At 52.9% G+C, this 23,411-nt stretch carries 22 protein-coding genes and 2 pseudogenes; 15 read left to right on the forward strand and 9 right to left on the reverse strand.

From position 1 onward, the window contains the following. Nucleotides 1-125 precede the first annotated feature (125 nt). The 13 genes from AC3G3F_RS13400 to AC3G3F_RS13460 all read left to right on the forward strand — a co-directional run bounded on the left by AC3G3F_RS13400 (nt 126) and on the right by AC3G3F_RS13460 (nt 14,214). Nucleotides 126-2,504: a DMSO/selenate family reductase complex A subunit gene (locus tag AC3G3F_RS13400; RefSeq protein WP_088733760.1), complete on the forward strand. Its 2,379-nt coding sequence runs from the start codon at nt 126-128 to the stop codon at nt 2,502-2,504. Next, nucleotides 2,501-3,130, forward strand: a complete 630-nt coding sequence (locus AC3G3F_RS13405; protein WP_023245981.1) for a DMSO/selenate family reductase complex B subunit — start codon at nt 2,501-2,503, stop codon at nt 3,128-3,130. Before AC3G3F_RS13400 ends, AC3G3F_RS13405 begins: the two co-directional genes overlap by 4 nt. Next, a complete protein-coding gene (locus AC3G3F_RS13410; RefSeq protein ID WP_023245980.1) occupies nt 3,123-3,932 on the forward strand; it encodes a dimethyl sulfoxide reductase anchor subunit family protein in 810 nt (269 codons plus the stop codon). The genes AC3G3F_RS13405 and AC3G3F_RS13410 overlap by 8 nt, the downstream gene beginning before the upstream one ends. Continuing rightward, on the forward strand, nt 3,932-4,795 hold the full coding sequence (locus AC3G3F_RS13415) for a 4Fe-4S dicluster domain-containing protein (RefSeq protein ID WP_063390696.1): 864 nt from the start codon (nt 3,932-3,934) through the stop codon (nt 4,793-4,795). Before AC3G3F_RS13410 ends, AC3G3F_RS13415 begins: the two co-directional genes overlap by 1 nt. A 120-nt stretch (nt 4,796-4,915) precedes the next feature. Then, on the forward strand, nt 4,916-5,347 hold the full coding sequence (gene ndk / locus AC3G3F_RS13420; protein ID WP_000963847.1) for a nucleoside-diphosphate kinase: 432 nt from the start codon (nt 4,916-4,918) through the stop codon (nt 5,345-5,347). Between the two features lie 169 nt (nt 5,348-5,516). Continuing rightward, on the forward strand, nt 5,517-6,683 hold the full coding sequence (gene rlmN / locus AC3G3F_RS13425; protein WP_000003212.1) for a dual-specificity RNA methyltransferase RlmN: 1,167 nt from the start codon (nt 5,517-5,519) through the stop codon (nt 6,681-6,683). A 292-nt stretch (nt 6,684-6,975) separates the two neighbouring features. Beyond that, complete coding sequence (gene rodZ / locus AC3G3F_RS13430; RefSeq protein ID WP_053510733.1) at nt 6,976-7,962, forward strand: cytoskeleton protein RodZ; 987 nt, start codon at nt 6,976-6,978, stop codon at nt 7,960-7,962. Nucleotides 7,963-7,988: 26 nt separating this feature from the next. After that, nucleotides 7,989-9,107 carry a flavodoxin-dependent (E)-4-hydroxy-3-methylbut-2-enyl-diphosphate synthase gene (gene ispG / locus AC3G3F_RS13435; RefSeq protein WP_002954226.1) on the forward strand — a complete coding sequence of 373 codons (1,119 nt, stop codon included), beginning with the start codon at nt 7,989-7,991 and terminating at the stop codon, nt 9,105-9,107. 110 nt (nt 9,108-9,217) lie between these two features. After that, complete coding sequence (gene hisS, locus AC3G3F_RS13440) at nt 9,218-10,492, forward strand: histidine--tRNA ligase (protein WP_023245977.1); 1,275 nt, start codon at nt 9,218-9,220, stop codon at nt 10,490-10,492. Nucleotides 10,493-10,505: 13 nt separating this feature from the next. Further along, entirely contained in the window at nt 10,506-11,126 is a 621-nt protein-coding gene (locus AC3G3F_RS13445) for a YfgM family protein (protein WP_023245976.1), read from the forward strand. Between the two features lie 10 nt (nt 11,127-11,136). Further along, nucleotides 11,137-12,315: an outer membrane protein assembly factor BamB gene (bamB, locus tag AC3G3F_RS13450; protein WP_023245975.1), complete on the forward strand. Its 1,179-nt coding sequence runs from the start codon at nt 11,137-11,139 to the stop codon at nt 12,313-12,315. 116 nt (nt 12,316-12,431) lie between these two features. Continuing rightward, a complete protein-coding gene (der, locus tag AC3G3F_RS13455; RefSeq protein WP_023245974.1) occupies nt 12,432-13,904 on the forward strand; it encodes a ribosome biogenesis GTPase Der in 1,473 nt (490 codons plus the stop codon). Nucleotides 13,905-13,992: 88 nt separating this feature from the next. Further along, nucleotides 13,993-14,214 carry a zinc ribbon domain-containing protein gene (locus AC3G3F_RS13460; protein WP_023245973.1) on the forward strand — a complete coding sequence of 74 codons (222 nt, stop codon included), beginning with the start codon at nt 13,993-13,995 and terminating at the stop codon, nt 14,212-14,214. Between the two features lie 273 nt (nt 14,215-14,487). Here AC3G3F_RS13460 and AC3G3F_RS13465 read toward each other — a convergent pair whose 3' ends face one another. The 3 genes from AC3G3F_RS13465 to xseA all read right to left on the reverse strand — a co-directional run bounded on the left by AC3G3F_RS13465 (nt 14,488) and on the right by xseA (nt 17,306). Further along, a complete protein-coding gene (locus AC3G3F_RS13465; RefSeq protein ID WP_023245972.1) occupies nt 14,488-14,838 on the reverse strand; it encodes a protealysin inhibitor emfourin in 351 nt (116 codons plus the stop codon). After that, nucleotides 14,839-15,864, reverse strand: a complete 1,026-nt coding sequence (locus AC3G3F_RS13470) for a M4 family metallopeptidase (RefSeq protein WP_053530106.1) — start codon at nt 15,862-15,864, stop codon at nt 14,839-14,841. Nucleotides 15,865-15,941: 77 nt separating this feature from the next. Beyond that, nucleotides 15,942-17,306, reverse strand: a complete 1,365-nt coding sequence (gene xseA, locus AC3G3F_RS13475; RefSeq protein WP_023245970.1) for an exodeoxyribonuclease VII large subunit — start codon at nt 17,304-17,306, stop codon at nt 15,942-15,944. Nucleotides 17,307-17,466: 160 nt separating this feature from the next. Between xseA and guaB the strand changes: the two genes are divergently transcribed. Both guaB and guaA read left to right on the forward strand, forming a co-directional pair. Continuing rightward, on the forward strand, nt 17,467-18,933 hold the full coding sequence (guaB, locus tag AC3G3F_RS13480) for an IMP dehydrogenase (RefSeq protein ID WP_000944174.1): 1,467 nt from the start codon (nt 17,467-17,469) through the stop codon (nt 18,931-18,933). A gap of 69 nt (nt 18,934-19,002) precedes the next feature. Further along, nucleotides 19,003-20,580: a glutamine-hydrolyzing GMP synthase gene (guaA, locus tag AC3G3F_RS13485; protein ID WP_053510729.1), complete on the forward strand. Its 1,578-nt coding sequence runs from the start codon at nt 19,003-19,005 to the stop codon at nt 20,578-20,580. A 95-nt stretch (nt 20,581-20,675) separates the two neighbouring features. Here the strand turns inward: guaA and AC3G3F_RS13490 are convergent, their stop codons facing one another. The 6 genes and pseudogenes from AC3G3F_RS13490 to AC3G3F_RS13515 all read right to left on the reverse strand — a co-directional run bounded on the left by AC3G3F_RS13490 (nt 20,676) and on the right by AC3G3F_RS13515 (nt 23,411). Continuing rightward, nucleotides 20,676-21,113, reverse strand: a complete 438-nt coding sequence (locus tag AC3G3F_RS13490) for a hypothetical protein (protein ID WP_114049002.1) — start codon at nt 21,111-21,113, stop codon at nt 20,676-20,678. After that, a pseudogene (locus tag AC3G3F_RS13495) lies at nt 21,046-21,540 on the reverse strand (DUF2345 domain-containing protein); the annotation flags it as partial. The pseudogene AC3G3F_RS13495 and the gene AC3G3F_RS13490, both read right to left, overlap by 68 nt. A 266-nt stretch (nt 21,541-21,806) precedes the next feature. Continuing rightward, a complete protein-coding gene (locus AC3G3F_RS13500; RefSeq protein ID WP_070797672.1) occupies nt 21,807-22,130 on the reverse strand; it encodes a DUF6201 family protein in 324 nt (107 codons plus the stop codon). 139 nt (nt 22,131-22,269) lie between these two features. Then, nucleotides 22,270-22,464 (reverse strand): annotated as a pseudogene (locus AC3G3F_RS13505) (GPW/gp25 family protein); the annotation flags it as partial. A 272-nt stretch (nt 22,465-22,736) separates the two neighbouring features. Next, nucleotides 22,737-23,021: a hypothetical protein gene (locus AC3G3F_RS13510; protein WP_077950804.1), complete on the reverse strand. Its 285-nt coding sequence runs from the start codon at nt 23,019-23,021 to the stop codon at nt 22,737-22,739. 93 nt (nt 23,022-23,114) lie between these two features. Beyond that, on the reverse strand, nt 23,115-23,411 hold the full coding sequence (locus AC3G3F_RS13515) for a bacteriocin immunity protein (protein WP_023245962.1): 297 nt from the start codon (nt 23,409-23,411) through the stop codon (nt 23,115-23,117).

The raw sequence follows: 23,411 nt of genomic DNA on the forward strand, positions 1-23,411 counted from the left end.
AATTAATAATTAATAATTAATTATTAATTATTCCTTGATTACCTCTTAAAGAGGGATATTGATAAATATCAAAAGATCCAACGCGCAAAACCGCGAGAATACGTTTTTATTTAACGAGTTGAATCATGAAAGAAATAAAAAGCCAGGGAAATGGCGAACAGCCCGCTATTTCCCGACGCAATTTTATCCAGGCCAGCTCCGCGCTTATTGCGCTACCGTTTGTCTCTTCGACAGCTACGGCTCAGGAGCGCGTGGCAACGGTGACTGAAAATAGGCCTGCGGAAAAAGTCGTCCAGACATGCAGCACATTTGACTGCGGGGGCAAATGCGATATTCGGGCGCATGTCAGTGACGGTATCGTGACGCGAATTTCAACGCGGCCTGATAATGCTTTGGATGCGCAAATGCCGGTGATGCGTGCCTGCGTTCGTGGACGCGCATACCGTAAATTTGTTTATCATCCTGACAGACTTAAATATCCCATGAAGCGCGTAGGAAAACGCGGTGAAGGAAAATTCGAGCGAATTTCCTGGGATGAAGCGACAACCTTAATCGCCGATAATTTAAAATCGATTACCGAAAAATATGGCCCGGCTTCGCGCTATGTTCATGTTGGCACCGCCGTTTCCGGCGGTACCTTTTCCGGCGATAAAATGGCGCGTCGCCTGCTGAATCTGACCGGCGGTTATCTCGAAAGCTACCATTCTGTGAGTATGGGTAACACGGCGGCTGCGACGCCCTATACTTACGGCACTGCCGCCAGCGGCAGTTCGCTGGATACGCTTTTAGAGACCAAACTGGTGATTCTGTGGGGCCATAACCCGACGGAGACCATTTTTGGCCATACCAACTATTTCTTGCAGAAAATGAAGCAGAACGGTACGCGGTTTATCGTGGTCGATCCGCGCTATTCCGACACCGTTGCGTCTCTGGCCGATCAGTGGATTCCGCTGCTGCCTACTACCGACAATGCGTTGATGGACGCGATGATGTACGTCATCATCAGCGAGAATCTGCACGATCGCGCGTTTATTGAGCGCTACGCTATCGGTTTTGACGAAGCCTCAATGCCGGAAGGCGTACCGGCTAACGAATCGCTGGTGGCGTATCTAATCGGCGCCAAAGACGGTGTTGTTAAGTCACCCGAGTGGGCGGAAAAGATCACCCATGTGCCGGCGCAAACCATTCGGCAGTTGGCGCGTGATTACGCGAATACCAAACCCGCCGCGTTGATTCAGGGGTGGGGACCACAGCGCCACAACTGCGGCGAGCGCACCGCACGCGGCTCGACCCTGCTGGCGACCATTACCGGTAATGTGGGCATCAAAGGTGGTTGGGCAGCGGGCTACGGTGGCTGCGCTAACCGTAAATTCGCCGCGGGTCCGGAGATGCCGGATAACCCGGTAAAAGCCAAAATTTCGGTAATGAACTGGGTGCAGGCCGCAGACGATGCCAGCAAAGTGACGCCGGATGTTGGGCTGAAAGATGCCGATGAGCTGGATGGTAACATCCGTCTTCTGTTCTCGCTGGCCGGGAATTATCTGGCGAATCAGAACCCCGACCTGCATCAGGCGGTACGCATACTGGAGGATGAGTCAAAGATCCAGTTTATTATTGCCAGCGATCTGTTTATGACGCCGAGCGCGAAATACGCCGATCTACTGCTGCCGGAAACCAGTTTCATGGAGCGCTGGAACATAGGGGAAACCTGGGGCACGGCAAGCTACCTGATTCTCTCTGAAAAACTGATCGAGCCTGAATTTGAGCGTCGCTCCGACTACGACTGGCTGCATGAGGTGGCAGCGAAATTAGGCATTGAGAACGAATTTAGCCAGGGACGCGATGAGAAAGCGTGGATTGAACACATCTGGGAACAGACGCGCCTGGCGATGCCGGACGAAAATCTGCCGGATTTTGCCACGCTGCAAAAGACCCGTCAGCATCTGTTCAAAAGCGCGCCGTTTGTCGCCTTTGAAGACAATATTCGCGATCCGGACAATCATCCGTTCCCGACGCCGTCAGGGAAAATAGAGATCTTCTCGAAGCGCCTGTACGACATGCAGCATCCGGAAATCCCGGCGTTGTCGCACTACGTTCCCGCGCATGAAGGCCCGGAGGATGCGCTGGCGAAAGATTTTCCGCTTCAGTTAATTACGTGGAAAGGGAAAAACCGCGCCAACTCAACGCAATACGCTAACCCGTGGCTGATTGAAGTTCAGCAGCAGAAATTGTGGATCAACCCGCAGGATGCGCAAAAGCGCGGCATTACGCATGGCGACATGGTACGCATTCATAATCCACGCGGGATTTGCGAAATTCCGGCGGAAGTGACGCCGCGCATTATTCCCGGCGTTGTTGCGATGCAGGCTGGTGCCTGGTGGCAGCCGGATAAGAACGGTATTGATAAAGGCGGCTGCGCGAACGTCCTCAGTTCGGCCCGTATTACCGCTCTGGCGAAGGGAAATTCACATCAAACCATGCTGGTGGAGGTGGTTAAAGCATGAGTCAGTTTACACATTTTCCGCCGGTGAGCGATAAACAGTTGGGATTTTTTATCGACTCCTCACGCTGCTCCGGCTGTAAAGCCTGCCAGGTGGCCTGCAAAGACAAACATAATCTGGAAGTAGGCCGTCGTTTCCGCCGCGTCTATGAAGTCAAGGGCGGGAGTTTCATCCCGACCGGGCAGGGCGGGGTCAGCAACAACGTATTTGCTTATACGCTTTCTATTTCCTGCAACCACTGCGCGGACCCGATCTGCACCAAAAATTGCCCGACCACCGCCATGCATAAACGTCCGGGCGACGGCATCGTGCGCGTTGATACCGACAAATGTGTCGGCTGTGGCTATTGCGCCTGGTCCTGCCCTTATGGCGCACCGCAACTTAACGAGCAGACTGGTCAAATGTCCAAGTGTGATATGTGCATTGATTTACAGGCGAAAGGTGAACAGCCCGTCTGTGTCGCGACCTGTCCGCTGGAGGCCATCAAGTTTGGCCCTATTGATGAACTGCGCGCGAAGTACGGCAGCGTATGTGACGTGAACGGGCTGCCAGATTCATCAATCACCAAACCTAATCTGGTTGTCAAAGCGCATCAGGGCGCAGAAAAAGAGGGTAAACGCCATGCATGAGTTACCGCTGCTGATTTTTACGCTCTGTTTGCAAGGGTCTGTGGGTGTGACTCTGTGGCTGGCGTTGGGCCGCCAGTACGCCGTAGATGGACGAGTGCCTGCACGCGGCGCGCTTCCCGCAATGGCGGGAGCGTTTGTACTGGCCTGCGTGGGGCTGCTCGCTTCAGCGCTGCACATGGGCTATCCCCTGAATGCGCTAAACGCGTTACGTCATGTCGCCAGTTCGTGGCTGAGTCGCGAAATCGTCTTTGCCAGCCTTTATCTGGCGGCGCTGGGACTGGGCGTTGTGCTGCTGTTTTTCCGTAAACCAGGCTGGCAACCGCTGCTGGCGCTGGCGGCAGCGCTCGGATTGGTGGATGTATTCTGCATGGCACAGATTTATATCCATGCCTCGGTGGCGACCTGGCAGCATAGCAACACGCTGGCGCTGTTCTTTGGTACGTCAGGCATTATCGGCTCGTTAGTCATTGCGCTGGCTTATCTGCGCAACGCTGGCGCCGCAATGCGCTGCGCCGTGGTGGTGGTCGCACTGATGGTGCTGATTCGCCTGATCATGCAGCCGCTATGGCTGGCGGATATCCATGCGGTGGATACGACGGTCGTAACTTTCCCGCATCGTCCGCTACAGGCGTTGGCGCAGTTGCGTGACGTCTATATTCTCGGTTGGTGTGTCTCAGCGGTGGGAATGCTCTGCTTTGCCGCTGGCGGTCTGCGAAATGCCAGAGGGACTCTGGTGGTGGGCAGCGTATTGTTGCTTATCGGCGAGATTGTGCTTCGCTACGTCTTCTTTAGTATTGGCTGATGGTTAATCTGACGATCGATCCGGCGGTAGACGTGACGCAGGCCTGCGTTCGGCGTCGTTTTCGTTTTTCTTCCTGCCGCGCTTGCACCGATGTTTGCCCGGCGCAGGTGTTTTCGCTGGCGCAGGGGCAGGTCAGCATAGATACGACGCGCTGCATAGCATGTGGCGACTGTCTGTTTGTCTGTCCTGTTGACGCCATTACCGGTGTCAAACCGGTTAAACGCTTTGTGCAGGGGAATACGTTGGTGGGGCCGTTTTCGTTACAGGCGTCAACGGTCGATGAGCTGCTTCTCTGGCACAGCCAGTATGGTATTCGCTTTATTGATATTATAGTAGAGCGGTCGGCGCAGTGGTTGATGGCGATGGCGGGGCTAAATTTAGCGCTACGCCGCTACGGTGAGCCATGTTGGTCTTTTAAACACGTTGTCGGCGCAGAGATTAACGCTTCGCGGCGCACGCTGTTTCATGTTCCGCGCGACACCATTACTCCATGCGCCGTCGAGCCGGGGAAACGGCGTCTCAGGCAGGCGTTTTCCGCCCTCAGCGAATGCGTGCCCGAAATCAGCCTGGAAGTGTGCAGGATGTGCGGAGCCTGTTGGCGAAGCTGTCCGGAAAACGTTATCCAGTTTGCCGACGATACCCTAACGATAGCGGCGGCGCGCTGTACGGGATGCGGCGGCTGTGTGGCGGTATGTCCGCATAAGGCGCTGCGGCTGCGGTTTGACGTGGAACCCGCGCAAACGCGGCATGTTGCGGCGCATACGCTCACCTGCGAAAGCTGCGAACGGACTTTCCATGCTCTCACGCCTGAACACACGCGCTGCTTGCTGTGTCAGTACCATGAGTTTGCTATGCGTCTTTGACTTTTGTTGCTAATGCTCATTTTATTTTAAAAAAATGTTACCTGCATCCATAGGCAATTGATGGGATGCTCTTTATAATCCGCGCCTGACATAACAACAGAACATTTTTCAGAGGTAAACATGGCTATTGAACGGACTTTTTCCATCATTAAACCCAACGCGGTGGCAAAAAACGTTATTGGCAGCATCTTTGCGCGCTTTGAAGCAGCAGGGTTCAGGATTGTTGGTACCAAAATGTTGCACCTGACCGTTGAGCAGGCGCGCGGCTTCTATGCTGAGCACGACGGCAAGCCGTTCTTTGACGGTCTGGTGGAGTTCATGACCTCTGGTCCTATCGTGGTATCCGTGCTGGAAAGTGAAAATGCGGTACAGCGTCACCGCGATCTGCTTGGCGCCACCAATCCGGCGAACGCGCTGGCTGGTACGCTACGTGCCGACTACGCTGACAGCTTTACTGAAAACGGCACCCACGGTTCGGATTCGCTGGAATCCGCGCAGCGCGAAATCGCCTTTTTCTTCGGTGAAGGCGAAGTGTGCCCGCGCACCCGTTAATCGGGGCATCTTTACACATTATTTTCGCTAATGCCGCGTGCAGACGTGGCATCCTTGCGGCAAAATTTGTACAATGCAGCGCCCCCGGACGAGCAGCAAGTTCACCGGGGCGTTTCTTTTTTCAACCCTCCAGGGGCCATAACGTGTAATAACGAGGCCGGAATAGCATATGTCTGAACAAATTGTCACACCTGAAAGCAGCACCCCGGTAGTTCCCAACAACGAAGCAAAAATCAACCTGCTGGATCTAAACCGTCAGCAGATGCGCGAGTTTTTTAAAAACTTAGGTGAAAAACCTTTCCGCGCCGATCAGGTGATGAAATGGATGTATCACTATTGCTGCGATAATTTTGATGAGATGACCGACATCAATAAAGTGTTGCGCGGCAAATTAAAAGAGGTCGCGGAAATCCGCGCGCCGGAGGTGGTGGAAGAGCAGCGTTCCTCAGACGGTACCATTAAGTGGGCGATTGCTGTCGGCGATCAGCGCGTTGAAACGGTCTACATCCCGGAGGACGACCGCGCTACGCTGTGCGTCTCTTCACAGGTAGGATGCGCGCTGGAGTGCAAATTTTGTTCAACTGCGCAGCAGGGCTTTAACCGCAACCTGCGCGTATCGGAAATTATCGGTCAGGTCTGGCGTGCGGCGAAAATTGTCGGCGCGGCCAAAGTCACTGGCCAGCGTCCGATCACCAACGTGGTCATGATGGGGATGGGCGAGCCGTTGCTTAACCTGACCAACGTCGTACCGGCGATGGAAATTATGCTCGATGACTTTGGTTTCGGCCTGTCCAAACGCCGTGTAACGCTCTCAACGTCCGGCGTGGTGCCTGCGCTGGATAAACTGGGCGATATGATAGACGTTGCGCTGGCTATCTCCTTGCATGCGCCGAATGACGCCATTCGCGACGAAATCGTCCCGATCAACAAAAAATACAATATCGAAACGTTCCTGGGCGCGGTTCGCCGCTACCTGGAAAAATCCAACGCCAATCAGGGGCGCGTGACGATTGAATACGTGATGCTTGACCACGTCAACGACGGCACTGAACACGCGCATCAACTGGCGGAACTATTAAAAGAGACGCCTTGTAAGATTAATCTGATTCCGTGGAACCCGTTCCCTGGCGCGCCGTATGGCCGCAGCTCCAACAGCCGTATCGATCGCTTTTCTAAAGTTTTGATGAGTTATGGCTTCACGACCATCGTACGCAAGACGCGTGGTGATGACATTGATGCGGCGTGCGGACAGTTGGCAGGCGACGTGATTGACCGTACTAAACGTACCCTGCGTAAGCGTATGCAGGGAGAGGCGATTGATATCAAGGCTATTTGATAGCAGTTGCGCCACGGTGCATTCATTATACCGTGGTGCAATGTCAGTTGAATAATGCTTTACGTTGTACTTGTCTGGTCAATAATAACGGTGCGTTTTTGTCGACTTTAAGGCAGTATGTAACGGTACAACAAGAGTTTAGCCTTGTGTCTTAAGCGGTTTTGTCATCTGCGGCCTGACAGGCTTATACTGTCTGACTAAGGTTAACTCACCTGATGTTTCGCGGTGTGGGCGGGCATTACGGCTCGTCGGCACCTGAATCCTAATTTACACGTACCTGTAGCTGTAGCGAATGAATACTGAAGCCACGCACGACCAAAATGAAGCACAAACCACCGGCGTTCGTCTGCGCAATGCCCGTGAACAACTCGGACTCAGCCAGCAGGCTGTCGCTGAGCGACTTTGCCTGAAGGTTTCTACGGTACGCGATATTGAAGAAGATAAGGCGCCGTCCGATCTTGCTTCAACCTTTCTGCGCGGATATATCCGCTCATATGCGCGTCTGGTACATGTTCCAGAAGAGGAACTGCTGCCGGGGCTGGAAAAGCAGGCCCCGCTGCGCTCCGCCAAAGTCGCCCCAATGCAGAGTTTCTCATTAGGAAAGCGTCGTAAAAAACGCGACGGCTGGTTAATGTCTTTTACCTGGCTGGTACTGTTTGTGGTCGTGGGGCTGACTGGCGCCTGGTGGTGGCAGAACCATAAGGCGCAGCAGGAAGAGATCACGACGATGGCCGATCAAAGCACGGCTGAACTGAGCGCAGATAAAGACAGCGGCCAAAGCGTACCACTGGACACCCGTGCCGCGACAAGCCAGGATACGACGCCAGCGCAAACGGCTCCTGCGACGCCGGTTGATTCGACGGCGGCGACGCAAACGCCAGCGCCAATGCAAAATACGGTAGTCGCGCCTTCGCAGGCGAATGTCGATACGGCTGCCACATCTGCCGCGCCAGCGGCAACGGAGACGCCGTCCGCGTTGCCGACCGATCAGGCTGGCGTAGCGGCGCCTGCTGCCGATCCGAACGCGCTGGTGATGAATTTTACCGCTGACTGCTGGCTCGAAGTAACTGACGCCACGGGTAAGAAACTGTTTAGCGGTATGCAGCGTAAAGATGGCAATTTAAACCTAACCGGTCAGGCGCCTTATAAGCTTAAAATTGGCGCGCCGGCCGCGGTGCAGATCCAGTATCAAGGAAAACCTGTCGATCTGAGCCGCTTTATCAGAACTAATCAGGTTGCGCGTCTGACCCTTAATGCCGAACCAACACCGGCGCAGTAACAGACGGGTAACGCGGGAGATTTCTCATGCATAACCAGGCTCCGATTCAACGTAGAAAATCGACACGTATTTACGTTGGGAATGTGCCGATTGGCGATGGCGCCCCCATTACCGTCCAGTCGATGACCAACACGCGCACCACGGATGTGGCGGCGACGGTGAGTCAAATTAAAGCGCTTGAGCGCGTGGGCGCGGATATTGTGCGTGTTTCCGTGCCAACCATGGACGCTGCCGAAGCGTTTAAGCTCATCAAACAGCAGGTTAGCGTCCCTCTGGTCGCCGATATTCACTTCGACTACCGCATTGCGCTGAAAGTAGCGGAATATGGCGTCGATTGCCTGCGCATCAATCCCGGCAATATCGGTAACGAAGAACGCATTCGTATGGTGGTGGACTGCGCGCGCGACAAAAACATCCCTATCCGTATCGGCGTAAATGCCGGATCGCTGGAAAAAGATCTGCAGGAAAAGTACGGCGAGCCGACCCCGCAGGCATTGCTGGAATCGGCAATGCGCCATGTCGATCATCTCGATCGTCTCAACTTCGATCAGTTCAAAGTGAGCGTAAAAGCTTCCGATGTATTCCTTGCCGTTGAGTCTTATCGTCTGTTGGCTAAACAGATCGATCAGCCGCTGCATTTGGGGATCACCGAAGCGGGCGGCGCGCGTAGCGGGGCGGTCAAGTCGGCGATCGGTTTGGGTCTGTTGTTATCGGAAGGCATCGGCGACACGCTGCGCGTATCGTTGGCGGCCGACCCGGTGGAAGAGATTAAAGTAGGGTTTGATATACTGAAGTCGCTGCGCATTCGCGCGCGCGGCATCAATTTCATCGCCTGCCCGACCTGTTCTCGCCAGGAGTTTGACGTTATCGGCACGGTGAACGCGCTGGAGCAACGTCTGGAAGATATCATCACCCCGATGGATGTCTCGATCATCGGCTGCGTGGTGAATGGGCCGGGCGAAGCGCTGGTATCGACGCTGGGTGTGACGGGCGGCAATAAGAAAAGCGGCCTGTATGAAGACGGCGTGCGTAAAGATCGTCTCGATAACGACGATATGATCGCGCAGCTTGAATCCCGTATTCGCGCGAAAGCAAGTCAACTTGATGAAGCGCGTCGGATTGACGTGCTGCAGGTTGAAAAATAAGAACGTGATGGGAAGCGGCGTGCTTCCCGTGTATGATTGAACCCGCATGGCTCCCGGTTCGTTCGGGGAAGCGCTGAGGGTTCATTTTTATATTCAGAAAGAGAATAAACGTGGCAAAAAACATTCAAGCCATTCGCGGCATGAACGATTATCTGCCTGGCGAAACCGCCATCTGGCAGCGCATTGAAGGCACACTCAAAAACGTGCTCGGCAGCTACGGTTACAGTGAAATCCGCTTGCCGATTGTAGAGCAGACCCCGTTATTCAAACGCGCGATCGGTGAAGTTACTGACGTGGTTGAAAAAGAGATGTATACCTTTGAGGATCGCAACGGCGATAGCCTGACATTGCGCCCTGAAGGTACGGCGGGCTGTGTACGCGCCGGCATCGAACATGGTCTCCTGTACAATCAGGAACAGCGTTTGTGGTATATCGGACCGATGTTCCGTCACGAGCGTCCGCAAAAAGGTCGCTACCGTCAGTTCCATCAGCTAGGCGCCGAAGTCTTTGGCTTACAAGGCCCGGATATCGACGCGGAGCTGATTATGCTGACCGCACGCTGGTGGCGCGCGCTGGGCATCGCTGAACACGTTAGTCTGGAGCTGAACTCTATTGGTTCGTTAGAAGCGCGTGCGAACTATCGCGATGCGCTGGTCGCGTTCCTCGAACAGCATCAAGAGACGCTGGACGAAGACTGCAAACGCCGTATGTATACCAATCCGCTACGTGTGCTGGATTCAAAAAACCCGGACGTGCAGGCGCTGCTCAACGACGCGCCTGCTTTGGGCGACTATCTCGATGACGATTCACGCGAGCACTTTGCCGGTCTGTGCAAATTGCTGGACGCGGCGGGGATTGCCTACACCGTCAACCAGCGTCTGGTGCGCGGTCTTGACTACTACAACCGCACTGTATTTGAATGGGTAACAAGCAGTCTGGGGTCACAAGGCACCGTCTGTGCAGGTGGTCGTTACGACGGTCTGGTAGAACAACTGGGCGGTCGCACTACCCCGGCAGTGGGCTTTGCGATGGGCCTGGAACGACTTGTTTTGTTAGTTCAGGCAGTTAATCCGGAATTTATTGCCTCTCCTGTTGTCGATATATACCTGGTGGCTGCCGGCGCGGAAACGCAGTCTGCGGCAATGACGCTGGCGGAGCGGCTGCGCGATGAAATGCCAGGCGTGAAGCTAATGACAAACCACGGCGGCGGCAACTTTAAGAAACAGTTTGCCCGCGCCGATAAGTGGGGCGCCCGTATTGCACTGGTTCTTGGCGAATCTGAAGTCGCCAATGGGACTGTTGTAGTGAAGGATTTGCGCTCCGGTGAGCAAACGGCAGTGGCGCAGGACAGCGTCGCCGCGCATTTGCGCACTTTATTGGGCTAAGGAGAAGGACAGCGTGGAAATTTACGAGAACGAACACGACCAGGTGGATGCGATTAAACGCTTCTTTGCCGAAAACGGCAAAGCGCTGGCTGTCGGAGTGATTTTAGGGGTTGGCGCGCTGGTTGGCTGGCGTTACTGGGGCAGCCATCAGACGGAGTCCGCGCGTGCTGCTTCTCTGGCGTATCAAAATGCGGTGACGGCAGTAAGCGCCGATAAGCCGGATAGCATTCCTGCCGCTGAAAAATTCGCGGCTGAGAATAAAAATACCTATGGTGCGCTGGCGTCTATGGAACTGGCGCAGCAGTTTGTGGATAAGAATGAACTTAAAAAAGCCGAAGCCCAGTTGCAGCAGGGGTTGGCGGCCACCAGCGATGAAAATCTCAAAGCGGTAATTAATCTGCGTCTCGCTCGCGTTCAGTTGCAGCTCAAGCAAGCTGACGCCGCGCTGAAAACTCTGGATGCCATTAAAGGCGAAGGATGGACGGCCATTGTCGCTGATTTGCGTGGCGAAGCGTTGCTGAGTAAGGGTGATAAAAAAGGCGCGCGCAGCGCATGGGAAGCGGGCGTCAATAGCGATGCTTCTCCGGCGTTGAGCGAAATGATGCAGATGAAAATCAATAATTTGTCCATCTGAGAGGGACCCGATGCAATTGCGTAAATTACTTCTGCCAGGGTTGCTTTCCGTTACCCTGCTCAGCGGCTGTTCACTGTTTAGCGGCGAAGAAGATGTCGTTAAGATGTCTCCATTACCGCAAGTTGAAAACCAGTTTACCCCGACCACTGCCTGGAGCACCTCTGTCGGGAACGGAATTGGCGACTTTTATTCTAACCTTCATCCGGTAATGGCAGATAACGTGGTCTATGCAGCCGATCGCGCGGGCGTGGTAAAAGCGCTCAATGCGGATGATGGCAAAGAGATCTGGTCTGTGAATCTGGGCGAGAAAGACGGCTGGTTCTCCCGTTCGTCCGCGCTATTGTCCGGCGGCGTCACGGTCGCGGGCGGTCACGTCTATATCGGCAGTGAAAAGGCCGAGGTTTATGCGCTGAATACCAGCGACGGCACCACGGCATGGCAGACGAAGGTCGCAGGCGAAGCGTTGTCTCGTCCGGTTGTCAGTGATGGAATCGTCCTTATCCATACCAGCAACGGTCAGTTGCAGGCGCTAAATCAGGCGGATGGCGCAATTAAATGGACGGTGAACCTGGATATGCCTTCGCTGTCGCTGCGCGGCGAATCTGCGCCGGCAACCGCGTTCGGCGCGGCTATCGTCGGTGGTGATAATGGCCGCGTCAGCGCCGTGTTGATGCAACAAGGGCAGATGATTTGGCAACAGCGTATCTCCCAGGCCACCGGCCCAACGGAAATTGACCGTCTGAGCGATGTCGATACCACGCCGGTTGTGGTAAACGGCGTCGTTTACGCGTTGGCATATAATGGTAACTTAACGGCGCTGGATCTGCGCAGTGGTCAGATTATGTGGAAACGCGAGCTGGGCTCGGTCAATGACTTTATCGTCGACGGCGACCGTATCTACCTGGTCGATCAGAACGATCGCGTGCTGGCGCTGACCACTGACGGTGGCGTAACGCTGTGGACGCAAAGCGATCTGCTGCACCGTTTGCTGACCTCCCCGGTGCTGTATAATGGTGATTTAGTCGTCGGCGATAGCGAAGGTTATCTGCACTGGATTAATGTTGATGATGGGCGTTTTGTGGCCCAACAGAAAGTAGACAGCTCCGGTTTCCTGACCGAACCGACGGTGGCGGAGGGTAAACTGCTCATCCAGGCTAAAGACGGTACGGTCTACGCGATTACGCGTTAATCGTCACGGTTGTGCGTTTTAAAAAACGGCTCCTGGTGTAGGGGCCGTTTTCCTGTTTTTAACAACGGCGCAAAATGTGCGCGTTGTCTGATGATTTTTTAAATGAGGCTTTAAACATGGTACCTGTGGTCGCGCTTGTCGGGCGCCCTAACGTCGGAAAATCCACGCTATTTAACCGTCTGACCCGCACCCGAGATGCGCTGGTTGCGGATTTCCCGGGTCTGACTCGTGACCGTAAGTACGGTCGTGCGGAGGTTGAAGGCCGCGAGTTTATCTGTATCGACACCGGCGGTATTGACGGCACTGAAGACGGCGTCGAAACGCGGATGGCGGAACAGTCGCTGCTGGCGATTGAAGAAGCGGATGTGGTGTTATTCATGGTAGATGCGCGCGCTGGCCTGATGCCGGCGGATGAAGCGATTGCCAAACATCTACGTTCCCGTGAAAAACCGACCTTCCTGGTGGCGAATAAAACTGATGGTCTCGATCCCGATCAGGCGGTTGTCGATTTTTACTCGCTGGGATTAGGCGAAATATACCCTATCGCCGCATCGCATGGTCGCGGCGTATTGAGCCTGCTGGAACATGTGCTTTTGCCGTGGATGGATGATGTCGCGCCGCAGGAAGAGGTGGATGAAGACGCAGAATACTGGGCGCAATTCGAGGCGGAAGAAAATGGCGAAGAAGCGCCGGAAGATGACTTTAATCCGCAGGATCTGCCGATTAAGTTAGCGATTGTGGGTCGCCCGAACGTAGGTAAGTCCACGCTCACTAACCGTATTCTCGGCGAAGAACGCGTGGTGGTATACGACATGCCCGGCACTACTCGCGACAGCATTTATATCCCGATGGAACGCGACGAACGGGAATATGTGCTGATTGACACGGCGGGGGTACGTAAGCGCGGGAAAATCACCGATGCGGTAGAAAAGTTCTCGGTGATTAAAACGTTGCAGGCGATTGAAGACGCTAACGTCGTACTGTTGGTTATCGATGCGCGCGAGGGGATCTCTGACCAGGATTTGTCTCTGCTGGGCTTTATCCTCAATAGTGGGCGCTCACTCGTTATCGTAGTCAACAAATGGGATGGCCTGAGCCAGGAAGTCAAAGAGCAGGTGAAAGAGACGCTGGATTTCCGTCTGGGCTTTATTGATTTTGCCCGCGTTCATTTTATCTCTGCGTTGCACGGTAGCGGCGTCGGTAACCTGTTTGAGTCCGTACGTGAGGCTTACGACAGTTCCACTCGCCGGGTGAGCACTGCGATGCTGACCCGTATCATGACGATGGCGGTTGAAGATCATCAGCCACCGCTGGTACGCGGTCGCCGCGTGAAGCTGAAATATGCCCACGCTGGCGGCTATAACCCGCCGATTGTGGTTATTCACGGCAACCAGGTAAAAGATCTGCCGGATTCCTATAAGCGCTATCTGATGAACTACTTCCGCAAGTCGTTGGAAGTGATGGGTACGCCGATTCGCATTCAGTTTAAAGAAGGGGAAAACCCGTATGCGAACAAGCGTAACACGCTGACGCCAACGCAAATGCGCAAACGTAAGCGTTTGATGAAGCATATCAAGAAAAGCAAGTAACGCTTTTTCAGTAATGTTCCAGGCCTGACAAGCGTAGCGCTATCAGGCCTTTCGAGTAAAAGTGAATTACGCGCCTGAGGAGAATGTTATGGAAATAACCTGCCCCGTTTGCCATCACGCGCTGGAGCGCGATGGCGATACTGCGCATTGCGCGACATGCGCTAAAGATTTTGCGTTGCAGGCGATTTGCCCCGACTGCCGCCAGCCGTTACAGGTTTTGAAAGCCTGCGGCGCGGTGGACTATTTTTGCCAGAACGGTCATGGTTTAATTTCAAAAAAACGGGTTAATTTCGTCATTCTCGATCAATAAAACCGCTGGCGACGTTACGCCGCAGAAGGGCCAACGTCTTATTCGGCTAAGGGCAAAATAGCTATTCAATATCCCCGTAACATTAGCAGAGTCATCCTGCCCGGCGGCTATTTTATCCTTTTATTTACCCACTTATTTATAGTAAATATTATTCCTCGGAATTTATATTAAATTTACCGTAATCTTCGCGGCGGACGAATTAGCCATAAAACAGGTATATAAAAAGGCGCGGCTAACACGCTAAACACGTGTCGAATTTGTGCGATTTCCATATTAATCACAAATGCACGCTTCACCTTTTTGCCACAGTTCGACCAGAGAGGCTGGCGCATCGTTTTCGGGAACCAGAATAACGATGTCTGTATATTGCGCCTGTTGGTGCTGCGTCCAGATTATCTGGATCCGGAAATAGCGCTGGTCACCTTTGCCGGGTGAGTTCACCTGGCCCGGCGGCGAACCCACGGGTAACGTCTGCTTCAGAATATCGGTGATCCGCTGGCGTTGGGGAGCCGTCAACGTTGCTAACGCAATCTTGCGCTGCTTATTTAGCTTAGGGATAAATGCCACCCCGCCTTCACGCGCCAGTTCCACAATGGCGTCATCGGTAAGCTCAGGGATATCCATCTATAGCACTCCTACGGTTTTCCATGCCTGCTCAATGGCGGAAGCCGTTGTTTGCCCGGAACGTTTTTCTCCGTGGGCAATGGTGAGTCTGGCAAAGTCCGCAAAACTGGCATTTTGGGCGAGATTGCGATCGCACAGCGTATCATACCAGGCATAACCGGCTTTTTCCCAGGCATAACCGCCGATTTGGCGGGCGGCCAGGTAAAATGCCCGGTTCGGGATGCCGGAATTAAGATGCACACCGCCATTGTCTTCACGGGTTTTAATAAAATCCTGCATATGAGCAGGCTGAGGGTCTTTTCCAAGTAGCGGATCGTCATACGCGGTGCCCGGCGCGGCCATAGAGCGTAACCCTTTGCCGTTAATACCTTTAGCCAGTAGCCCTTCGCCAATAATCCAGTCAGCCTGCCCGGCAGTTTGCTGGAGATGAAACTGTTTTACCAGTGAACCAAAAACGTCGGAAAGCGATTCATTCAGCGCGCCAGCTTGCTCAAAATAAATTAACCCGGCTTCTGTTTCTGTAACGCCGTGAGTCAACTCATGCGCGACGATATCAATCGCAATCGTAAAACGGTTAAATATTTCTCCATCGCCGTCGCCAAATACCATCTGCTGCCCATTCCAGAACGCGTTCTGGTAGTCGCGACCGTAGTGTACTGTACCGATCAGCGCCAGACCTTTATTATCCAGCGAGTCGCGATGATACTTTTGCCAGAAAAATTCGTGGGTAATGCCGAGATAATCATAAGCTTCATCAACGGCGATATCGCCGTTGGACGGTTGTCCCTCATGGCGAACCTGTAATCCAGGTAATTCCTGAGCTTGTCTGGCGTCGTAGATATCGCGTTCAAGCTGGCCTGGATGGGCGGGATGGGACACAGGTGATTTGACAGGCTTATGCGCCATCAGAGTTTGCACATGCGTTAACGTCAGACGAGCGCATCGCTGTTGGGGCGCCGAGCCGTTCGCGATAATACGGCGCAAAATATAAGGTGGGATCACAGTGTGGCAAGAAACAGTATTCATACCGATCTCCTTATGGCGGACAATGCCGAAAAGAACATCAGTAGTATAGATTGTGAGCATCAAAGCATTATATGCTTTTATCCTAAACGGATCTTTTTTACAGGTTTGATGGCGGTCACTTCACTGGTCACCCAACCGTCTTTCAGGCGCGTGGTCATTATATCGCCCACGTTAAGCTGTTTCACTTTTTTCAGCACGTGACCGTCGGTTGCGGTTGAGACACTGTAGCCTCGCGCCATCGTCGCCAGCGGGCTAACGGCTTCCAGGTGCGTTACCGCATTACCGAAACGCTCGCGCTGTTCGCTTAACCGTGCGCGGAGGTTTTCCGCCAGACGATATTCCAGTTGCTGAACGCGCGACTGCGCACGGTGAATACGCGGTTGCGGGTTTTGTTGATTCAGACGCTGCGTTAGGCGCTGCTGCTGCTGGGCTGCGCGTTTTAGTTGGGCTTCAAGCGCGATGCTCATGCGTTGGCGTAACCGTTCCAGAGCAGTCTGTTGACGCGCCAGTCGCAGTTGCGGATGCTGTTGTTGCAGACGGTGGTACAGTTGGGTAAACCGCCGCTGGCGGTTAGCCAGATAATAATCCATCGCCATTTCCAGCCGCTGGCGCGCGGTCTGTATCTGGCGCAGCAGCTCCTGCTGGTTACGGCTGACGATTTCCGCCGCTGCGGACGGCGTGGGCGCGCGCAGGTCGGCGACAAAATCGGCTATCGTGACGTCCGTTTCGTGGCCGACGGCGCTCACCACCGGAATGGTGCTGGCAAAAATTGCTCGTGCGACGCGCTCGTCGTTAAAGCTCCATAAATCTTCCAGCGACCCGCCGCCGCGCCCGACGATCAGCACGTCGCACTCTTTGCGGATGTTAGCAAGCTCAATGGCACGCACGATCTGCCCTGGCGCGTCGTCGCCCTGAACTGCTGTTGGGTAGATAATGACCGGCAACGACGGATCGCGGCGTTTCAGCACGTGAAGAATATCGTGCAGCGCCGCGCCGGTTTTCGAGGTGATAACCCCTACGCAGTGGGCTGGGGAGGGCAACGGTTGTTTATGTTGCTGATCGAACAACCCTTCGGCCTGCAATTTGGCTTTTAGCTGCTCATACTTCTGCTGCAAAAGCCCTTCGCCCGCGGGCTGCATACTTTCGGCGATAATCTGGTAGTCGCCGCGCGGCTCGTACAGCGTAATATTGGCGCGTACCAGTACTTGCTGCCCGTGCTGCGGGCGGAACGTGACCCGACGATTGCTGTTACGGAACATCGCACAGCGTACCTGAGCGGTATCGTCTTTGAGCGTAAAGTACCAGTGACCCGAAGCAGGCTGCGTGAAATTAGAAATCTCGCCGCTGATCCATACCTGTCCCATCTCCTGTTCTAACAGCAGACGAACCGTCTGGTTGAGGCGGCTTACGGTAAAAATTGAGGAAGTCTGAGAGGATAACATGTGAGCGGGATCAAATTCTAAATCAGCAGGTTATTCAATCGATAGTAACCTGCTCACAGGGGATCGCAAGCACTATTTGCAAAAAAGTGTAGATGCAACCGATTACGTTCTGTATAATGCCGCGGCAATATTTATTAACCTCCCAGGTGAGATATTGCCCATGCTACGTATCGCTAAAGAAGCCCTGACGTTTGACGACGTCCTCCTTGTTCCCGCTCACTCTACCGTTCTGCCGAATACTGCCGATCTCAGCACGCAGTTGACGAAAACCATTCGTCTGAATATTCCTATGCTTTCTGCGGCGATGGACACCGTGACTGAAGCGCGCCTGGCAATTGCCCTGGCACAGGAAGGCGGCATTGGTTTTATCCACAAAAACATGTCTATTGAGCGCCAGGCGGAAGAAGTTCGCCGCGTGAAGAAACACGAGTCCGGCGTAGTGACCGACCCGCAGACCGTCCTGCCAACCACCACGTTGCATGAAGTGAAAGCCCTGACCGAGCGTAACGGCTTCGCGGGCTATCCGGTGGTGACTGAAGACAACGAGCTGGTAGGTATTATCACCGGTCGTGACGTGCGTTTCGTCACCGATCTGAACCAGCCGGTCAGCGTTTATATGACGCCGAAAGAGCGTCTGGTGACCGTTCGCGAAGGCGAAGCCCGTGAAGTCGTACTGGCAAAAATGCACGAAAAACGCGTAGAAAAAGCGCTGGTCGTTGATGATAACTTCCATCTGCTTGGCATGATTACCGTAAAAGATTTCCAGAAAGCGGAACGTAAACCAAACTCCTGTAAAGATGAGCAGGGCCGTTTACGTGTCGGCGCCGCGGTCGGCGCAGGCGCGGGCAACGAAGAGCGCGTTGACGCGCTGGTGGCGGCAGGCGTTGACGTACTGCTGATCGACTCTTCTCACGGTCATTCAGAAGGTGTGTTGCAACGTATTCGTGAGACGCGCGCTAAATATCCGGATCTGCAAATCATCGGCGGCAACGTCGCGACGGGCGCAGGCGCTCGCGCGCTGGCGGAAGCGGGTTGCAGCGCGGTGAAAGTGGGTATCGGTCCGGGCTCTATCTGTACCACCCGTATCGTTACTGGTGTGGGCGTGCCGCAAATTACCGCGGTGTCCGACGCGGTGGAAGCGCTGGAAGGCACCGGGATTCCGGTTATCGCTGACGGCGGTATTCGCTTCTCCGGCGACATCGCTAAAGCCATCGCCGCTGGCGCGAGCGCCGTCATGGTCGGCTCTATGCTGGCCGGTACGGAAGAGTCTCCGGGCGAAATCGAACTCTACCAGGGCCGTTCTTACAAATCTTACCGCGGCATGGGCTCGCTGGGCGCGATGTCTAAAGGTTCCTCCGACCGTTACTTCCAGAGCGACAACGCCGCCGATAAACTGGTGCCGGAAGGTATCGAAGGTCGCGTAGCGTATAAAGGTCGCCTGAAAGAGATCATTCACCAGCAGATGGGCGGCCTGCGTTCCTGTATGGGGCTGACCGGTTGTGCTACCATCGACGAACTACGTACTAAAGCGGAGTTTGTGCGTATCAGCGGTGCGGGTATCCAGGAAAGCCACGTTCACGACGTGACCATCACCAAAGAGTCCCCGAACTACCGTCTGGGCTCCTGATTTTCTTCGCCCGACCTTCGCGTCGGGCGATTTATTTAATCTGTTTCACTTGCCTCGGAATTAGCGTCAATGACAGACAATATTCATAAACATCGCATTCTCATCCTGGATTTCGGATCGCAATACACTCAGTTGGTCGCACGTCGCGTGCGTGAACTGGGCGTTTATTGCGAACTGTGGGCATGGGATGTAACTGAAGCACAAATCCGTGAGTTCAATCCAAGCGGCATTATCCTTTCCGGCGGCCCGGAAAGTACCACCGAAGAAAACAGCCCGCGCGCGCCGCAGTATGTCTTTGAAGCAGGCGTGCCGGTATTTGGCGTCTGCTACGGGATGCAGACCATGGCGATGCAGCTTGGCGGTCATGTAGAAGGTTCTAATGAACGTGAATTTGGTTACGCGCAGGTCGAAGTGCTGACCGACAGCGCATTGGTTCGCGGTATTGAAGACTCCCTGACCGCTGACGGCAAGCCGTTGCTGGATGTCTGGATGAGCCATGGTGATAAAGTGACGGCGATTCCGTCCGACTTCGTCACCGTCGCCAGCACCGAAACCTGTCCGTTCGCGATTATGGCGAACGAAGAAAAACGCTTCTACGGTGTGCAGTTCCACCCGGAAGTGACCCATACCCGCCAGGGGATGCGGATGCTGGAGCGTTTTGTACGCGATATCTGCCAGTGTGAAGCGTTGTGGACTCCGGCGAAGATCATCGACGATGCCGTAGCCCGCATTCGCGAGCAGGTAGGCGATGATAAAGTCATTCTCGGTCTCTCCGGGGGGGTCGACTCCTCCGTGACCGCGATGCTGCTGCACCGCGCGATCGGTAAAAATTTGACCTGTGTTTTCGTCGATAACGGCCTGCTGCGCCTGAACGAAGCCGAGCAGGTGATGGACATGTTTGGCGATCATTTCGGTCTGAATATCGTTCACGTTCCGGCAGAAGAGCGCTTCCTGTCCGCGTTGGCTGGCGAGAATGATCCGGAAGCCAAGCGTAAGATCATTGGCCGTGTTTTCGTGGAAGTGTTCGACGAAGAAGCGCTCAAGCTGGAAGATGTGAAATGGCTGGCGCAGGGGACTATCTATCCTGATGTGATCGAATCTGCCGCCTCCGCAACCGGTAAAGCGCATGTCATCAAATCTCACCACAATGTCGGCGGCCTGCCGAAAGAGATGAAGATGGGGCTGGTTGAACCGCTGAAAGAGTTGTTCAAAGATGAAGTACGTAAGATTGGTCTGGAGCTGGGCCTGCCGTATGACATGCTGTATCGCCATCCGTTCCCGGGGCCGGGCCTCGGCGTGCGCGTACTGGGCGAAGTGAAGAAAGAGTACTGTGACCTGCTGCGTCGCGCAGACGCTATCTTCATTGAAGAGCTGCGCAAAGCGGATCTGTACGACAAAGTGAGTCAGGCGTTCACTGTCTTCCTGCCGGTCCGTTCCGTGGGCGTCATGGGTGATGGGCGTAAGTACGATTGGGTGGTCTCCCTGCGTGCCGTCGAAACTATCGACTTTATGACCGCGCACTGGGCGCATCTGCCGTATGACTTCCTGGGGCGCGTTTCCAACCGCATCATCAATGAAGTCAACGGGATTTCCCGTGTGGTGTATGACATCAGTGGTAAACCGCCGGCAACAATTGAGTGGGAATAAGCCGATAACCCTTCCTGTGTTTTCATGAACAGGTAAAAGTGAACTTAACCCTCTGTTCTTGCAGAGGGTTTTTCTTTATGTGCATTCATGTTTTCTCACCTCTTCTGATATTGGGGTTTTTCCATCATTTTCTGCTTTTTTAATCCGATGTCATTCACCCGGGTCGTGGCTTTTGCCCCGGTCAGCGCTTTCTGCCGCAGCTTTTCCTCGTACCAGAATTCATCTCGTTCGGGGGCATTGCCGCTGCCTTCACCCGCAGACGGGACATACAGCACGGATATTATCGCACCCACATACGGAATCCCCCGGGTGGCTCCCAGTACACCGGTCAGGGACCATTCCCACCGGACCTGAGTCATTACGCCAGTAGCGGTCCCCGGAGCAAGCGGTGCAGCCGTTGCCTGAGCAGGTGCATTTGCGCCTCCGTCGTCAGGCTGGGCAAAAATTGTCATCTGTCCAAAGTTATCAACGGGCTCTTCGGCAGTACCGGCATCCGTGCAGCCTTTCGCCTTCAGGCAGGATTTTGCATACACCGGCGTTACCCAGGGGGGGTGGGGTTAAGTTCCCGCATAGTTGCCGGAGGAGGGCGCGGGGGGTATCCAGAGGTAAAGCGCTTCGTGTCGCAGCCATCGTCCTTTTCGTCCGGCGCAGGTACATCGTCGTTGTCCCGTACTCTATTTTCCCCGCCTCCAGTCGCAGGTAACTCCCGTCGCCAATCAGCGTGATGCGCTTCTTCCCGGCAAAAGAGATGTCACTCGCTGAGCTCAGCGTCAGCTTCTTCTCTGCAAACAACCGCAGGCTGGCGTTTTGCGCCTGGACATCTATTGCCCCTTCTCCGGATTTCAGGCTCAGTTGTCCGGTGTGGGCAGAGAGCCCCAGCTTCTCCCCGGCCAGTTGCATATCTTCACCGCTGGTCAGCGCCATCCCTTCCGGGGCGGTCATCAGCAGCACCTCGTTTATTCATTTTCCCCTGAGCAAGTATCTGCTCTTTCGTCATATCGGCATACCGCATATCATCAGCAGTGAAGTCAATGAAAAACATCTACCAGACAACTTTGATAATTGAATTAGACATTGATAATAAAATCCTTATGAGTCTTTAAAATGTGGAAGACTCAATGGTTTCCTCCATTTTATTAGTTAGTGAAATATTGAGATGAACTGACTCCATCATCTTTTGTGATCAACTGGAATTGTGTATCCTTCAACATAGTCGTTAACACCATTTATTGAAAAAGAGTTATCTCCAAGAATATCCCCTGGAAAAAAACAGCATCAGCAAATACACCATCAAATTCTGAAAAATGAAATGGAGAACTTTGCCCTAAATATTTTCCCTTTTTATCATATAAAACAAGAAATATGTCATTACATATGAAGTTTTGATACGCCGCATAGGGTGTAGTGGGTAATATGTCGTAAGCGACTATTTTAAATTGACCATCTTGGCTTACTTTTTCATAAATATAGTTAAACTTGCCAAAAAATGCTACAGGTGAAAAAACAAACCATATGAATAATAGTATTACAAAAATAACAATTTTACTCACAGAGCATATTCTCATAACTCAATCACCCTATCTTTATCAAGTGGAGGAGTCCATAATACATCAGAAAAAACGATGTAATCTCCACCAGTGTTGTGTTTTTTTGCCATTCTCTAAAATCTGAATTAAATACAGGCACAAAAAGAATTTTGGTCATATCGGGTAAGCCATAATCTGGTAAATGGGATATGGTCCCGGCCCGGGCGTTCAAAATACGCTGGATGTTATCCAATACAGATAAAATGACCTGGTCTTCTTCGTTAATAACTTCAAGGGGAAGATCCCCTGTAAAGTTGCAAGTAAGAATTTCATACAATGAAGGTGTTTTTCGGTCCATAATTGATTTTTTCCCACACTCTATGCTGGTAATGGATAAGGCAAATCAATTTCTGGTGCGTCTGGTAACCAACGGCCTGATTTTTTCATTAAATACCCCAAAATCTCATCATAAGTTAAATTGACGTCAGACATTGAATCATTTTTAAACCAGTATTCAGGATAGTAGAATAGATCTGAGACACATGGCTCAGAGAAATTCAACTCTATCAGGCTAAGAGCATAACCTTGTAAGGCCTCATTACCTTCAGCGGTGCTTATAAATTCTATTATTTATTTCGCCTCATGGAAAGACAAGTCCGCTTGATATTTAGCTTGATAAAGGGCCGTCTTTACAAAATTTTCTGTAGAAATCCATGAGTGGTAGTCACGAAAATCGCTAAATTCAAACTTAGTAACAGCAAAGATATTCCACTTTTCTATCAATGCATTCACTTTGCTAGATATTTCGTCGGACCCAGTATCTATGAGATTCGTTAATTCTTCTGCAATTGCTGTCATAGATTGCATTTTATCATGATGAATTTCAGAGGGATTTAATCTAACTGGCAATGGCATAATAACCTCATGGACATTACTATCATGTTAATTTATAACTTAAGGCTGCTATGCGGCAGTCATATTATTTTTCTGTTCATGATTTTGTTTGACCTATGAGTCTTTGAATAAAGGAAGCCCTTGAGATTTCCTCCATTTAATTACTTCATTCAATGCACCTTCAGGTGAATCATTTTCAGGTGTATCTGGATAGTATATAAAGTCACTAACTTCTCCGGTTCCAACCAGTACAGTCAGAAAATCAAGGAGATTATCCAAGTAAATTTCTAGCTCGTCACCCTTGAGTGATGGCGATGATCTATGATTTGCATAAAATTCATCCAATATTTTCTTAAATTCACTTTCGGTATAACTTTCCAATTTCTCTTTAACATTATTAATATCAATCAT

Source organism: Salmonella sp. FC25216 (genome assembly GCF_057751355.1).

Bases quoted from the DNA above. Each gene is read 5' to 3' on its own strand.
- xseA (WP_023245970.1), bottom strand. From the start codon at position 17,306: ATGTTATCCTCTCAGACTTCCTCAATTTTTACCGTAAGCCGCCTCAAC.
- AC3G3F_RS13465 (WP_023245972.1), bottom strand. From the start codon at position 14,838: ATGGATATCCCTGAGCTTACCGATGACGCCATTGTGGAACTGGCGCGT.
- AC3G3F_RS13415 (WP_063390696.1), top strand. From the start codon at position 3,932: ATGGTTAATCTGACGATCGATCCGGCGGTAGACGTGACGCAGGCCTGC.
- AC3G3F_RS13470 (WP_053530106.1), bottom strand. From the start codon at position 15,864: ATGAATACTGTTTCTTGCCACACTGTGATCCCACCTTATATTTTGCGC.
- AC3G3F_RS13410 (WP_023245980.1), top strand. From the start codon at position 3,123: ATGCATGAGTTACCGCTGCTGATTTTTACGCTCTGTTTGCAAGGGTCT.
- bamB (WP_023245975.1), top strand. From the start codon at position 11,137: ATGCAATTGCGTAAATTACTTCTGCCAGGGTTGCTTTCCGTTACCCTG.
- ndk (WP_000963847.1), top strand. From the start codon at position 4,916: ATGGCTATTGAACGGACTTTTTCCATCATTAAACCCAACGCGGTGGCA.
- AC3G3F_RS13510 (WP_077950804.1), bottom strand. From the start codon at position 23,021: ATGCCATTGCCAGTTAGATTAAATCCCTCTGAAATTCATCATGATAAA.
- rodZ (WP_053510733.1), top strand. From the start codon at position 6,976: ATGAATACTGAAGCCACGCACGACCAAAATGAAGCACAAACCACCGGC.
- AC3G3F_RS13460 (WP_023245973.1), top strand. From the start codon at position 13,993: ATGGAAATAACCTGCCCCGTTTGCCATCACGCGCTGGAGCGCGATGGC.
- ispG (WP_002954226.1), top strand. From the start codon at position 7,989: ATGCATAACCAGGCTCCGATTCAACGTAGAAAATCGACACGTATTTAC.
- der (WP_023245974.1), top strand. From the start codon at position 12,432: ATGGTACCTGTGGTCGCGCTTGTCGGGCGCCCTAACGTCGGAAAATCC.
- guaB (WP_000944174.1), top strand. From the start codon at position 17,467: ATGCTACGTATCGCTAAAGAAGCCCTGACGTTTGACGACGTCCTCCTT.
- AC3G3F_RS13405 (WP_023245981.1), top strand. From the start codon at position 2,501: ATGAGTCAGTTTACACATTTTCCGCCGGTGAGCGATAAACAGTTGGGA.
- rlmN (WP_000003212.1), top strand. From the start codon at position 5,517: ATGTCTGAACAAATTGTCACACCTGAAAGCAGCACCCCGGTAGTTCCC.
- guaA (WP_053510729.1), top strand. From the start codon at position 19,003: ATGACAGACAATATTCATAAACATCGCATTCTCATCCTGGATTTCGGA.
- AC3G3F_RS13515 (WP_023245962.1), bottom strand. From the start codon at position 23,411: ATGATTGATATTAATAATGTTAAAGAGAAATTGGAAAGTTATACCGAA.
- AC3G3F_RS13400 (WP_088733760.1), top strand. From the start codon at position 126: ATGAAAGAAATAAAAAGCCAGGGAAATGGCGAACAGCCCGCTATTTCC.